Raw genomic sequence first — 12,675 nt, 5'->3', positions numbered from 1 at the left:
CCCCGGCCCCTTCGCCCCCAACGAGGACGCGGTCCACCGCTGGGTCACGATGGTCGGCCGCGCCTACCGCGGCACGCCCCCGTGGGAACCGCTCGACCCCGCCTAGTCCACCGCCCGGGCGGGTCACTCCACGAAGCTGCCGCTCCGATACCCCATGCGCGCGTCCCCGACCTCCAGCAGTACGTCGGAGATCGTGAAGTGCTTTTCGAGGGCCGTCCGCAGCGACTCCAGGGCGGCGCGGATCTCGGACAGCTGCTCGCGCGGCTCGCGCTCCCGCAGGTACCGGACGACGGATTCGTACGTCGACGGTCCCCATGGGGACGACGTGGCGAGCGCGGTGTCACGCCACCGGGGCGCGAACTCCTCCAGGTTGGCCATCATCCGGCGCTGCCCCTCCCTGCTGCCGGGATGACCGACGTCCATCGCCCTCGCGAGGTCCTCCTGCGTCGGGGCGAGCGGCAGGGCCCCGGAGCGCATGATGGCGAGGAGCACCTGCAGGGCGTTGAACTTGCCGCTGAGCAGCGGCTGGAGCCGGTTGTAGGCCTCGGGGTCGATGATCTGCAGCGCCACACCGTGGTCACCCATCAGACCGGAGATCCGCGCGAGGTTCACGATCTGCCTCTGCACACCCCGGGCGACCCAGCCCCCCGCGCCGAGCGCGTACGCGTCGTCACCGTGCTCGAGGTGCCGGCCCATCCGCTCCGCGTAGCCCTCCAGGTTCCTGACGATGCCTTCCGCCTCCAGCATCACCTCGTTGAGCCGCACGTAGAGGATGAACAGCTCCGCGCCGAGTTTGCGGCGCCGCTTCTCCTCGCGGATCGCCCTCAGTCCCGGCAGCCCTTGCACGAGTGCCTCGACCAGGGTCCGTACCAATTCGACCATCGTTGTCCTTCGCGGTCCGATCGCTCATGGATCCTCCGCCGCCTGCGTACGGTGGCGGGAACCGGCAAGGCCGGACTCTAACAGCCGGTCGAACGCCGCAGGCCCCGGATGCGCCGCCCGGGTCCGCACACCTCCCGGCGCGCCAGTCCCGCTCTGGGCGCGGCGGGCCGCATACGCTGCGAGGACGTACGACCCGGCGCCCGCGGCTACGCGTACGCACAGGGAAAGGGTGTGGCATGACGTCCCCAGGCGTGCACCTCCGGGAGATCACCGACGACAACCGCGAGGCCGTCCGTGCCCTGCGCGTCCGGCACAAGCAGAAGCAGTTCGTCGCGTCGGTGTCCCTGTCGCTCAAGCAGGCGGCGAAGATGCCGGACGCCAACCCCTGGTACCGCGCCGTGTACCGCGGCGACGAGCCGGTCGGCTTCGTGATGCTGTCGTGGAAACCGCCGGCCGGCCCCTACCAGGGACGGCACTTCATCTGGCGCCTCCTCATCGACAAGCACCACCAGGGGCACGGCATCGGCCGGGAGGTGCTCACCCAGATCGCCGACCTGGTCCGCGCCGACGGCGCCACCGAGCTGCTGACCAGCTACGAGCCCGGTGACGGCGAACCCTGGCCCTTCTACCGCAAGTTCGGCTTCGAGCCCACCGGTGAGATCGACGACGGCGAGATCGTCCTGCGGCTCGCCCTCCCACCCGGCTGAGCACCGCGCGGGCGCGTGAACGCATCGGTCATCCGTCGAAGCGCCGCCACGGGATGTCGAGCAGTCCGAGCGGATGCAGTGCGCCGCGGTGCCGGCCGCCGACCCAGACGTCGAGCTTTCCTTCGTCCCCGCTGGGGCTGACCGTGGCGACGAGACCAGGGGCCGACCAGGAAGTGCGTGACGCGACGGGGGCCGGTGCGAGGCCGACCAGCCGGAACTCCCGGTCGTTCCACACCCCGCTGACGTCCGGGTCGTCCCCGGGGTCCGCGACGATCACCACCGACAGGAGTCCGACCACGACGGTCGCCCCGGGCACGCGGAACACGTCACCGCCCGGCCCGGCAAACCGCAGGCCGCGTCCTCATCGACGTGGGTCAGGGGCGCAGGCATCATCCCGGAAGGATATTCGGGCGACGATCGACGCCGGGCTCACGGTGCTGACCCTCCGCCGGCTGTTCCCGGACCTCAATGCCGTTGACCACAGTGCCTGTCGGTGACGGGTGTGCCGAGGCAGTAGGCGCCGGTTCAGCCTGGCTGTTACGGTCCTGGCCGTGATCGACACGCTCCCGGACTCCGCTTGAGCCCGTCTCCCCACGCACGGCAGGTCCCCCACGAGCGCGTACAGCACCGGTGAGATACCGCAATCCCCGAACCATCACTGACCGGCGGCGGCGCAGGCTGACCCCGTCACGCCCTGAGCAACCGTCGTTGACCGACCCTGCCCGGCCTTGGCCGGGCACCACCGGCACCCTGGAGGCCAGCACGTGATGCGCCCTACCGCTGCTGTCAGGCGGGCGACCTTCCTCGCGATACTCGTGTCCGAATTCCTGAACCTGCTGGGTGCGGGAATGGCGTCGATCGCCGTCACGCTCACCGTCACGACGAAAACCGGCGAGGCCTCCACGCTCGCGGTCCTGCTGGCGGTGCGCACGTTCACGAGCGTCTTCTTCGCCCCGTTCGCGGGCGTCATCGTCGATCGTTTCCCTCAACGGCACGTTCTGCTCGGGGCCAACGCCGTGCTGGCCGCGACGGTCGCCGCGCTGTTCCTCATCGTGCGCGACGACCACGTCGACTTCGTCCTGATCGGCGTCGTCCTCGTCGTGCAGGCCCTCGCCGACAGCGTGGCGCAGTCGCTCATCGTCAGTGTGGTGAGGCACCTGGCGAGCGATGTCGAACTGGTCCGCTCCAACGCGCTCGTCCACCTGGTGCAGAGCGTTCCGCAGATCCTGGCACCGGCGATCGGCGCGTGGACCTACGCGGTCTCCGGGCCGGACGTCGTGCTGGGAACCAGTCTCACCGGGCTGCTGCTCTCCTTCTCCCTCATGGCGGTGCTGGCCCGAGGGTTGCCCATGGTCGAACGGGGGGCGAGGCAGTCGCCGTTCGCGCATGTCGCGGCCGGTTTCCGGTTCATCTGGGCGCATCGCGGCCTGCGCCGGCTGCAGCTGTCGTACAGCGCCCTGAACTTCTTCAACGGCCTCTCGGCAGCCGGGCTGGTGGCCTACGTGACCCGGCACGCCGGCAGTGTCGGCTGGGGGTCGTACTCCGCGTTCGGCGGAGTGGGGCTGGTCTCCGGCGCCCTGTACATGACGCTGCGCAAGCGGCCGCACCGCGCCGACGTCCTCCTGCCCGCCGCACAGGCCACCGCGGCCGTGGCAGGCCGCATCCTGCTCGTCGTACCGGGTGCCCACTGGCTCTGGTACCTGGGGAGTTTCGGCCGCAACGCGGGGCTGCAGCTCACCGGCGGCCCGATGACCGCGATCTGGCAGCGCCAGTCACCCGGCGACGCGCTCGGCGTCGTCAGCGGCTGCCGCCGCCTGATCTCCCAGGGCGCCTACCCGGTCGCGGTGCTCATCGGCGGCCTTTCCTACGACTGGTGGACGGCAGCGATCGGTTCCGGCGGCATGTTCTTCACCGTCCTGGGGGTCGCGGAACTCTCGGCGGTCTCGCTGTGGCTCTCCGGCCCGGTACGGGCGGTGTTCCTCGCCGAGAACACGCACGTCGACGAGGAGCGGATGGGGAAGATCGACGCCAAGGCGGCCTAGGTCGTGTCGTCAAATGAGCGCCGGCCGCCCGAAGGGCGGGCCCAGCGGCGTCTGGTGCGGTGCATCGCAAGGCGGCGAGTCGTCCTCGTAGTGGGCTACTCGGTCGATTCGACAACGCAGCGTGGGGGCACCCCCGGCCGAAGGCTGGGGGAGTGCCGTGCCAGGCGCCGCGGGGCAGGCGGACATTTGACGACACGGCCTAGGGCGAGGCGATCTGACGCATACGAGGCACAGCTCCCTCAACGCGCGAGCGCCCTCCCGCGGGGGGCGCTCGTCACGTCGGCCAAGGCCGCCGCCACCGGTTCAGGGTGTCCCATGAACGTCGATGGCAGCCGGAGGACGAGCCGAGAGCCCCGGCGACCTGAAGGGCCTCTGAAGAGGTCGCCCGGACTGCGATGAGTTCCAGCACGGTCTCGGGTCTTCAGGTACATCCACCTTCCGCACGCGAATTTGGAGGCACCTTGAAGCTCCTGCTCACGTCAGGCGGCGTCACGAACCCGAGCATCCACACGGCGCTCGTCAAGCTCCTCGGCAAGCCGATCGCCGAGTGCCACGCCCTCTGCATCCCGACAGCACAATGGGGTCACCCGATGTGCGGGCCGACATCGGTGCGGGGCCTCGTAGCCGCCGAGCCCCGGTGGCAGCACCTGACCGGCCTCGGCTGGGCGTCACTCGGCGTCCTCGAACTCACCGCACTGCCCACCATCGGCGCAGAACGATGGGTCCCCTGGGTCCGGGAGGCCGACGTGCTCCTGGTCGACGGCGGCGACGCGACGTACCTGTGCCACTGGATGCGGGAGTCCGGGCTGGCCGATCTGCTGCCTTCGCTGCCCGACACGGTCTGGGTGGGAGTGAGCGCCGGAAGCATGGTGATGACGCCCCGGATCGGAGCGTACTTCGTCGAGTGGGCGTCCGCGCCGGACGACCGCACTCTGGGAGTCGTCGACTTCTCGATCTTCCCGCACCTGGACGCCTTCCCAACGAACACCCCGGCTGACGCGGAGCGTTGGGCCGCCGACATCGGCGTCCCGGCCTACGCCATCGACGAACAGACGGCCATCCAGGTCGTCGACGGCTCCGTCGAGGTGGTCTCCGAAGGGCAATGGACGAAATTCGGGTCATAGCCGCCCGACAGTCGTGACGTCGCGTCGTTCCGCGAGACCCCATGACGTGCCGCGACCTCGACCACCGGGGCGCCCGCGGCCACCTCCATGACCGCGTGATCCCGCTGCTCGACCACGCCCAACTCCACCAGCGCGGCCCCGGCCCTCCCGCACGCGCCGAATCAGGCCCCGCACCCGACAGCGCCGTCACCCGAATGGCGCATCGTGACGTGCCACCCACATGGGTGAAGATCAAGCTGACTAGTGTCCGAACCGAGGCAATGCGTGAAAGGGGAACCACATGCGCATTCGACGAATCCTCGCCGCCGTCATCGCCACGGCAGCCCTCACGGGACTCGGCCTCACCGGCGCCGCCACCGCCACCGCAGCCACCGCCGCCACCACCGCCAGCCCCACCCCGGGTGAGTGCGAGCAGGGCGGCGGAACGGTCGACTGGGCGACCAACACCTGCAAGGGCGGCACGTACGACGGGCAGATGGTCGACTAGTACCCGGTATGCGCCCCGCAGCCACCCGCTGCGGGGCGCTCCCGCGCGAGCGTGGCCGGGAGAGTCGCTGGGCCCCGCAGGCTCGTCCCGACCACACGGTGGTACCGCCGGACGGCGCCCGGATCGAACTCCTGGAGCGGGGCTCCTGCACGAGCGCCCTCCCGGGCCGTCCTCGGGCCGTGGAAGGGCGCTCGGCGATGACCAACGTCGACAACTGCCGACAGCTCAGCAGCGGATCAGGACGTTGATCGAAAAGACAGCCGCAGGTCACGGCCGCCGGCGGTCAGTTGTGGCTGTGCAGGATCTCGTTCAGCCCGCCCCACGAGCCCGTGCGCTGGAGGACCTCGACCGCGCCGGTGATGGAGTTGCGGCGGAAGAGGAGGTTGTTGGCGCCGGAGAGCTCCTTGGCCTTGACGATGGTCTCGTCGGGGAGGGAGACCCGGGTGCCCGCGGTGACGTAGAGGCCGGCCTCGACGACGCAGTCGTCGCCCAGGGAGATGCCGATGCCGGCCTCGGCGCCGAGGAGGCAGCGCTCACCGATGGAGACGACCGCCTTGCCGCCGCCGGAGAGGGTGCCCATGATCGAGGCGCCGCCGCCGATGTCGGAGCCGTCGCCGACGATGACGCCCTGGCTGATGCGGCCCTCGACCATGGAGGTGCCCAGCGTGCCGGCGTTGAAGTTGCAGAAGCCCTCGTGCATCACCGTGGTGCCGGACGCGAGGTGCGCGCCGAGGCGGACGCGGTCGGCGTCGGCGATGCGGACGCCGGCGGGGACGACGTAGTCCGTCATGCGCGGGAACTTGTCCACGCCGTAGACCGACAGGTGCAGCCCCTCGGCGCGGGCGGCGAGGCGGGCGCGCTCGATGTCGCCGACGGGGACGGGCCCGATGGAGGTCCAGGCGACGTTGGCCAGGAGGCCGAAGATGCCGTCCAGGTTCTGGCCGTTGGGCTTCACCAGGCGGTGGCTCAGCAGGTGCAGCCGCAGGTATGCGTCGTGCGCGTCGAGCGGCTTGTCGTCGGTCGAGGCGATGACGGTGCGTACGGCGACGACCTCGACGCCGCGGCGCGGGTCCGGCCCCAGGGCCTTGGGGGCGGCGTCTCCCAGCAGCTCGGCGGCCTGCTCGGCGGAGAGCCGTTCGGTCCCGGCGGGGCCGGGCGCCGCCACGAGCTCGGGCGCGGGGAACCAGGTGTCGAGGACGGTGCCGTCGGCGGCGATCGTGGCGAGGCCTGCGGCAACGGCACCGGTGGCGCGAGAGGTGGCGGTCGTTTCAGTCATGTGTCGAACGCTAGTCGTTGCGTCCCGCACTTGCCCAACCGGCCCGCCATCCGGAACGCCGGCGCCCGCCCGCCTCGGCCCCGGCCGATCCGGTGTCCCGCGCACCCGCGTCGGCGGACCCGGAGCCGCGCCGCCACCGAGCGGCGGCCGCCAGCAGCACCGCCCCGCTGAGCGCGGCCAGCACCGCGCAGACCGGCCACAGCGCGCCGGGCGCGGCCTCGTACAGGCCGCCGCCGAGGGGCGGGGCGAGGACGGTACCGCTGACCGAGGCGCCTGCGTACAGGGACTGGAAGCGGCCCTGCAGGTGGTCGGGGGCGCTGTCGGCCACGTAGGCGGTGGCGGTGGTCTTGTAGAGGATCTCCCCCGCCGTGAGAAGCAGCATCATCGTGACCGCGGCGGCGATGTACGGGCCGCCGGCCAGGGCGGCGTAGCCGGCGCCGACGAGGACGAGCCCGGTGCCGATGATCGGCAGCGGCGGGCGGCGGCGCAGGGCGACGGTGGCCGGGATCTCCAGGCAGAGGATGACGCCTCCGTTGACGGCGATGAGCAGGCCGTACGCGGCGGTGCCGATGCCGTGGTCGGCGAGCCAGACGGGCAGGGTGGAGTACTGCTGCCGGTAGACGGTGTCGGTGACCAGGACCGTCGCCAGCAGCACCACGACGGCGGGCCGGGCGCGCAGTGCCGCCCACAACCCGTCGGCGCCGGCGGCGCGGACGGCACGGGCCCGGCGGGCGCCCTGGGCGGGCAGCGCGCGGGCGGCGTAGCCGGCGAAGAGCAGGGTGCCGAGGCCGTCGGCGACGAAGAGCCAGGTGTACGAGGTGCGGGCGGCCAGCAGCGCGCCGAGCGGCGGCCCCACGGTGAAGCCCGCGTTGGAGGCGAAGCGCAGCACGGCGAAACCCTGGCGGCGCGCGCCCTCGGGGACGGAGACGGCGACGAGCGCGGAGTTGGCGGCCCGCACGGTGCCGGACGCGTACTGCGCGAGCAGCAGGACGGGCAGCAGCGCGGCGGTCGGCAGGGCGGGCAGCAGGACGAGTCCGGCGCCGGAGACGGCGGACCCGGCGAGCAGGACGCGGCGGTGCCCGAGGTGGTCGCCGAACCAGCCGCCGGTGAAGTTGCCGGCGACCAGGCCCACCCCGCCCGTGCCGGCGATCAGCCCGGCCTCCGGGACGGGCAGGCCCCGTACCGAGGTCAGCCAGACGAAGAGGTAGACGAACGTGAAGCTCACGACCGCGTTCGTGAAGACCCCGGCGGCCAGCAACCAGACGACCCTGGGCACCTCGCGCATGCCCGTACCCCCTCCTCCGCCCAGTGAGTTCCTTTTGGAAACTCACTCCCGGCTGGCAGGATAGCGGCATGGCCCGCCGCACAGAACTCGGTGACGCGAATTGCTCCATCGCCCAGGCCCTCGACGTGGTCGGCGACTGGTGGACGCTGCTGATCGTGCGGGACGCCGCCCGCGGCGTGGACCGCTTCGACGACCTGCAGCGCGAACTCGGCGTCTCCCGCAAGGTGCTGGCCGAGCGGCTGCGCCTGCTGGTCGACGCGGACGTGTTGGCCCGTGAGCCGTACCAGGACCGCCCCGTGCGCCACGCGTACCGGCTCACCCCGCGCGGCCGGGCGCTGCTGCCGGTGCTGATCGCCCTCCAGGACTGGGGCGACCAGTGGGTGCTGGGCGACGGCACGACCACCGGCACCGCACCGGACGGCTCACGGGAGGCGGAGCGCGTGCACGCGCTGACGGGGACCCGCGTGCCCGCGCTGCTGCTCCCCGCGGGCCCGGACGGCGAACTCCGCGACCCGGTGGCCGCGGACCGCCCGTTCACGGTCCTCTACTGCTTCCCCGGCGCCTACGCGCGGCCCGCGTCCTACCCCCCGGGCTGGGGCGACATCCCGGGTGCGGCGGGTTGCACGCTGGAGTCCTGCACCTACCGGGACCGGCAGGCGGAGTTCACCGCGGCGGGCGCGGCCGTGCACGGGGTGAGCACCCAGCGTCCGGACGAGCAGGCGGAGTTCGCCGAGCGGGAGCGGTTGCGCTTCCCGCTGCTGTCGGACGCGGAGCTGACCCTGTCCGCGGCGCTGCGGCTGCCGACCTTCCGCGCGGGCGGCGCGGTACGGCTGAAGCGGCTGACGCTGGTGGTCGGCGCGGACCGGGTGGTCCGGCGGGTGTTCTACCCGGTCACGGACATCACGGCGAGCGTGGCGGAGGCGCTCGAGGCGGTCAGGACTGCGTCGCGGCCTTGACCGCGTCCGGTTCGGCGGCCGCGTCCCGTACGCCCGACAGCCGCTGGGCACCGAGTACGGCCGCGCCGGCGATGACGCCGAGCACCGCGCACAGCGGCCACAGCGCGCCCGGCGCGTGCTCGTAGAGCACGCCGCCGAGCGGGGCGGCCAGCACCACGCCGCTGATGGACGCGCCGGCGTACATGCTCTGGAAGCGGCCCTGCAGGTGGTCGGGGGCGTTGTCGGCCACGTAGGCGGTGGACGGCGACTTGTAGAGGATGTCGCCCACGGTCAGCAGGATCATCATCGCGACGGCGGCCGCGACGTACCATCCGCCGGTGGTCAGCGCGGCGAAGCCGAGCCCGACCAGGATCACGCCGAGGCCGATGATCGGCAGCGGGGCGCGCCGGCGCAGGGCGATGGTGACCGGGAGTTCGAGGAGGATCACCAGCGCGCCGTTGATGGCGATGAGGGCGCCGTAGACGCCCGTGCCGATGCCGTGGTCCTTCAGGTACACGGGCAGGGTGGAGTACTGCTGGCGGTAGATGGTGTCGGCGACCAGGATCGCGACGAGCAGCACCAGGACGGCGGGCCGGGCGCGCAGCGCGGTCCACAGGCCGGGCGCGTCGGGCGATGCCTCGCCCTTGGGCCGGTGGTTGCCGTTCGCCGGCAGGATGAAATGCGCGTAGACACCGAAGAAGAGCATGCCGAGGCCGTCGGCCACGAACAGCCAGTCGTACGAGATCGTCGTGGCGATCAGCGCACCGAGCGGCGGGCCCACGGTGACGCCGAGGTTCGCCATGAAGCGCAGCAGGGCGAAGCCCTGACGGCGGGAGCCCTCGGGCACGGAGAAGGCGATGAGCGCCGAGTTGGAGGCCCGGGTGATGCCGGTGGCGTACTGGGCGACCGGGAAGACCACCGCGAGGGCGGCGGTCGGCGTCAGCGGCAGGGCCGCCAGGCCGAGACCGGACACGACCATGCCGGTGATCAGGGTGCGGCGGTGCCCGAAGCGGTCGCCGAACCAGCCGCCGGTGAAGTTGCCGGCGACCATGCCGACGCCGCCCACACCGGCGATGAGTCCTGCCTGGGAGGTGCTGAGCCCCCGCGGTCCGGTCAGGTAGACGAAGAGGTAGACGAAGGTGAAGCTCACCGCCGCCACGAAGAACATGCCGCTGGCCAGGAGCCACACCACCCTCGGTATGTCCTTCATCGCCTGTTTCATACTGCCCTCCGATCGACGCTCTACAAGAATCGATCACGTGAAGGCGTGAATGCGGCGCGTGAGGATGCCGGATCAGGTCGCGGCCGGTATAGGTCAGCGAACCCGGTCACAGGTGCCGATGATCCGGGCGAAGACCTCGCGGGCCTCCTCCCGGTCGATGTCGCGGCCGGTCAGCAGTGCCTGCAGGCACATCCCGTCGGTGAGGGCGGCCAGCGCGCGGGCGGTGACCGGGTCGGTCCACCGGGTGAGGAGCGCGGCCATGTGGTCCACCCACTCCGCGGCGACCGGGCGTACGGCATCGTGGCGGAGCGCGGCGAGGTAGAGCTCGTACTCCAGCTGCGCACGCGGACGGTCCCGGGAGACCGTCTCCTCGACGAACCGGGCCAGTTCCGCGGCGAGGTCGGCGCCGGGCGAGCCGAGCAGGGCGCGCTCCCCGACCTCCCGGAAGAAGACCTCGTTGCACTGCCGCAGCGCGGCCACCAGCAGGTCGTCGAGGGTGGCGAAGTGGTACGTGGTCGAGCCGAGCGGGACGTCGGCCGCCGCGGCGACGGCCCGGTGGCTCAGCCCGGCGATGCCGCGCTCGCCGACGACGCGGATCGCGGCGTCGATGATGCGCTGCCGCCGCTCCGGGTCGTACCGGCGGGCCATCAGTGGGCGCCGCCGAGGTTGAGGACGACCACCCCGGCGATGACCAGGGCGATCCCCGTCAGCTTGGCGGCGGTGGCCGCCTCGCCGAGGAAGACCATGCCGATGGCGGCGATGGCCGCGGTGCCGACTCCGGCCCATATCGCGTAGGCGGTGCCCACGGACATCGACTTGAGCGTCTGCGCGAGCAGCGCGAAGGCGATCAGGTAGCCGGCGGTGGTGCCGAGGGAGGGCCACAGCTTGGTGAAGCCGTCGCTGTACTTCATGGACGTCGTACCGAGCACTTCGGCGAGGATCGCCCCGCCCAGCAATGCGTATGCCATGCGTACGAGCGTACACATCGATGTGTACGCTCGTACGCATGGCGGGCCCCTCAGGACCGGCGCGGCCACCACCGCTTCCGGGCGGTGTCCGGCGCCGGCGCCAGGCCCAGCGAATCCGTCAGGAAGAACTCCCCGTCCACCCAGTGCCCCGGGGCCGGGGTGTCCGTCAACTCCTCGCCGGCCACGGCGACATCGACCTCGTGGCCGCCGATGGTGCGCACCCGCAGCCAGTGGAAGCGGCCGCCCCCTGCCCCGCCTTCGTGGACCTCGGCGAGCAGGACCTCCCCGGCGAACGCCGCGTGCGCCGAGGGCACCCAGTCCTCGCCCGCCCCCTCGGGCGCGAACAGGCCGAAGGGAAGGAGGTAGTCGGGCGCGAAACCGATCTCGCCCTCCTCCTGCGCGGCGTCGTACGCCTGCCTGCCCCCGGTGTGGAGGGTGAGCCGCTCCGCGAGCGCGGCGAGGCGCAGTTCGCCCTCGGGGGCCGTACCGCCCCGGGAGCGCAGCACGGCGCGGTCCTCCAGCTCCACCGCGAGCGGGCACAGCATCGTCCCGCCGGGACGGTCCAGCAGTTCGAGCCGGGCGGTCTCCTCGTCCACCAGCGCCACGCGGGCCACCGGCACCGGCTCGGCGGGCGCCAGGCAGAGCAGCACCTGGGCGATCGAGCGCCCCTGCGTCTCGATGACGACCCTGGCGCCTCCGGCGCCCGTCCACACGTGCCGCCTCAGCTCACCCTCGACGTGCTGCGTGTCCGCGCGTTCGAGGAGCCCGACGACGAGTGAACGGAAGGAGTCCCGGTCGGTCACGCCGAGTCCGATGGCGGCGAAATGACTGCTCATGCGCGGAGACTCACCGACCCGGGGGAACCCCCGCAAACGAAAATACGACCGCGGGACGCCGCTCCTCCCCGGAGCGGCGTCCCGCGGTCGTGGTCCCGTGCGGGTCAGACGTTGAAGCCGAGCGCGCGCAGCTGGTCGCGGCCCTCGTCGGTGATCTTGTCGGGGCCCCACGGCGGCATCCAGACCCAGTTGATCTTCAGGTCGTTGACGATGCCGTCGGTGGCCGACTTCGCCTGGTCCTCGATGACGTCGGTCAGCGGGCAGGCCGCCGACGTGAGCGTCATGTCGAGGGTCGCGACGTTGCTGTCGTCGATGTGGATGCCGTAGATCAGGCCGAGGTTGACGACGTCGATGCCCAGTTCGGGGTCGACGACGTCGTAGAGGGCCTCACGGATCTCCTCCTCGCTCGCCGGCTTCGTCGTCGTCACTTCTGCGTTCTCGCTCATGCGGACTCCCTGACCGCGCCATCGCCCAGTGCCTGGGCGGTGGCGTCCTTCCACGCCATCCAGCTCAGCAGCGCGCACTTGACGCGCGCCGGGTACTTCGAGACGCCCGCGAACGCGACCGCGTCCTCCAGCACGTCCTCCATCGCGTCGTCGGGCTCCAGCTTGCCCTTGGACTGCATCAGCTCCAGGAAGACCTCCTGGACCTTCACGGCCTCGTCGACCTGGCGGCCGACGAGCAGTTCGTTGAGCACGGAGGCACTGGCCTGGCTGATGGAACAGCCCTGGCCCTCGTAGCTGATGTCCCGGATGGACGTGCCGTCGAGCTTGACGCGCAGCGTGATCTCGTCGCCGCACGTCGGGTTGACGTGGTGCACCTCGACGTCACCGTCGCGCAGGCCGCGGCCGTGCGGGTTCTTGTAGTGGTCCAGGATAACTTCCTGGTACATCGAATCCAGCTTCACAGGC

Annotated in this window: 15 protein-coding genes; 5 read left to right on the top strand and 10 right to left on the bottom strand. The window is 71.7% G+C overall.

Annotation, left to right across the window (positions count from 1 at the left end; all coding sequences use genetic code 11):
- Positions 1-123: 123 nt before the first annotated feature.
- Complete coding sequence (locus PV341_RS24250) at positions 124-882, bottom strand: hypothetical protein (protein ID WP_500358955.1); 759 nt, start codon at positions 880-882, stop codon at positions 124-126.
- 236 nt (positions 883-1,118) lie between these two features.
- On the opposite strand from PV341_RS24250, the gene PV341_RS24245 reads away from it, so the two are divergent.
- Positions 1,119-1,589, top strand: coding sequence for a GNAT family N-acetyltransferase (locus tag PV341_RS24245; RefSeq protein ID WP_500327270.1), 471 nt, complete (start codon positions 1,119-1,121; stop codon positions 1,587-1,589).
- A 28-nt stretch (positions 1,590-1,617) separates the two neighbouring features.
- Here PV341_RS24245 and PV341_RS24240 read toward each other — a convergent pair whose 3' ends face one another.
- The gene (locus PV341_RS24240) at positions 1,618-1,905 is read right to left on the bottom strand and encodes a hypothetical protein (RefSeq protein WP_500358954.1); all 288 of its coding nucleotides are present in this window, start codon (positions 1,903-1,905) and stop codon (positions 1,618-1,620) included.
- 499 nt (positions 1,906-2,404) lie between these two features.
- Between PV341_RS24240 and PV341_RS24235 the strand changes: the two genes are divergently transcribed.
- The 3 genes from PV341_RS24235 to PV341_RS24225 all read left to right on the top strand — a co-directional run bounded on the left by PV341_RS24235 (position 2,405) and on the right by PV341_RS24225 (position 5,242).
- Positions 2,405-3,631, top strand: coding sequence for an MFS transporter (locus PV341_RS24235; RefSeq protein ID WP_500327267.1), 1,227 nt, complete (start codon positions 2,405-2,407; stop codon positions 3,629-3,631).
- A gap of 461 nt (positions 3,632-4,092) precedes the next feature.
- Positions 4,093-4,755: a Type 1 glutamine amidotransferase-like domain-containing protein gene (locus PV341_RS24230; RefSeq protein WP_500327266.1), complete on the top strand. Its 663-nt coding sequence runs from the start codon at positions 4,093-4,095 to the stop codon at positions 4,753-4,755.
- 280 nt (positions 4,756-5,035) lie between these two features.
- Complete coding sequence (locus PV341_RS24225) at positions 5,036-5,242, top strand: hypothetical protein (protein ID WP_500327265.1); 207 nt, start codon at positions 5,036-5,038, stop codon at positions 5,240-5,242.
- Between the two features lie 283 nt (positions 5,243-5,525).
- Here PV341_RS24225 and dapD read toward each other — a convergent pair whose 3' ends face one another.
- Positions 5,526-6,518: a 2,3,4,5-tetrahydropyridine-2,6-dicarboxylate N-succinyltransferase gene (gene dapD, locus PV341_RS24220; RefSeq protein ID WP_499511210.1), complete on the bottom strand. Its 993-nt coding sequence runs from the start codon at positions 6,516-6,518 to the stop codon at positions 5,526-5,528.
- Between the two features lie 10 nt (positions 6,519-6,528).
- Positions 6,529-7,803: an MFS transporter gene (locus PV341_RS24215; RefSeq protein WP_500327263.1), complete on the bottom strand. Its 1,275-nt coding sequence runs from the start codon at positions 7,801-7,803 to the stop codon at positions 6,529-6,531.
- Positions 7,804-7,871: 68 nt separating this feature from the next.
- On the opposite strand from PV341_RS24215, the gene PV341_RS24210 reads away from it, so the two are divergent.
- Complete coding sequence (locus PV341_RS24210; RefSeq protein ID WP_500327262.1) at positions 7,872-8,759, top strand: winged helix-turn-helix transcriptional regulator; 888 nt, start codon at positions 7,872-7,874, stop codon at positions 8,757-8,759.
- On the opposite strand, the gene PV341_RS24205 is transcribed toward PV341_RS24210, so the two are convergent.
- The 6 genes from PV341_RS24205 to sufU form a co-directional block, all read right to left on the bottom strand.
- On the bottom strand, positions 8,737-9,948 hold the full coding sequence (locus tag PV341_RS24205; RefSeq protein WP_500358953.1) for an MFS transporter: 1,212 nt from the start codon (positions 9,946-9,948) through the stop codon (positions 8,737-8,739). The two genes, PV341_RS24210 and PV341_RS24205, sit on opposite strands and share 23 nt — an antisense overlap.
- Before the next feature lie 105 nt (positions 9,949-10,053).
- Complete coding sequence (locus PV341_RS24200) at positions 10,054-10,608, bottom strand: TetR/AcrR family transcriptional regulator (protein ID WP_500327260.1); 555 nt, start codon at positions 10,606-10,608, stop codon at positions 10,054-10,056.
- Entirely contained in the window at positions 10,608-10,928 is a 321-nt protein-coding gene (locus PV341_RS24195; protein ID WP_500327259.1) for a DMT family transporter, read from the bottom strand. The genes PV341_RS24200 and PV341_RS24195 overlap by 1 nt, the downstream gene beginning before the upstream one ends.
- A 50-nt stretch (positions 10,929-10,978) precedes the next feature.
- Positions 10,979-11,764 carry a hypothetical protein gene (locus PV341_RS24190; RefSeq protein WP_500358952.1) on the bottom strand — a complete coding sequence of 262 codons (786 nt, stop codon included), beginning with the start codon at positions 11,762-11,764 and terminating at the stop codon, positions 10,979-10,981.
- A gap of 104 nt (positions 11,765-11,868) precedes the next feature.
- Positions 11,869-12,210 (bottom strand): metal-sulfur cluster assembly factor, encoded by a 342-nt coding sequence (locus PV341_RS24185; RefSeq protein WP_018560667.1) that lies wholly within the window; start codon positions 12,208-12,210, stop codon positions 11,869-11,871.
- Entirely contained in the window at positions 12,207-12,671 is a 465-nt protein-coding gene (gene sufU / locus PV341_RS24180) for a Fe-S cluster assembly sulfur transfer protein SufU (protein ID WP_326576995.1), read from the bottom strand. Before sufU ends, PV341_RS24185 begins: the two co-directional genes overlap by 4 nt.
- Positions 12,672-12,675 lie beyond the last annotated feature (4 nt).

It is taken from the genome of Streptomyces sp. PA03-1a, from assembly GCF_033792805.1.
Lineage (GTDB): Bacteria > Actinomycetota > Actinomycetes > Streptomycetales > Streptomycetaceae > Actinacidiphila.
The sequence above is the reverse complement of the archived record's forward strand: the minus strand, read 5'-3'. Positions and strand labels throughout refer to the sequence as shown.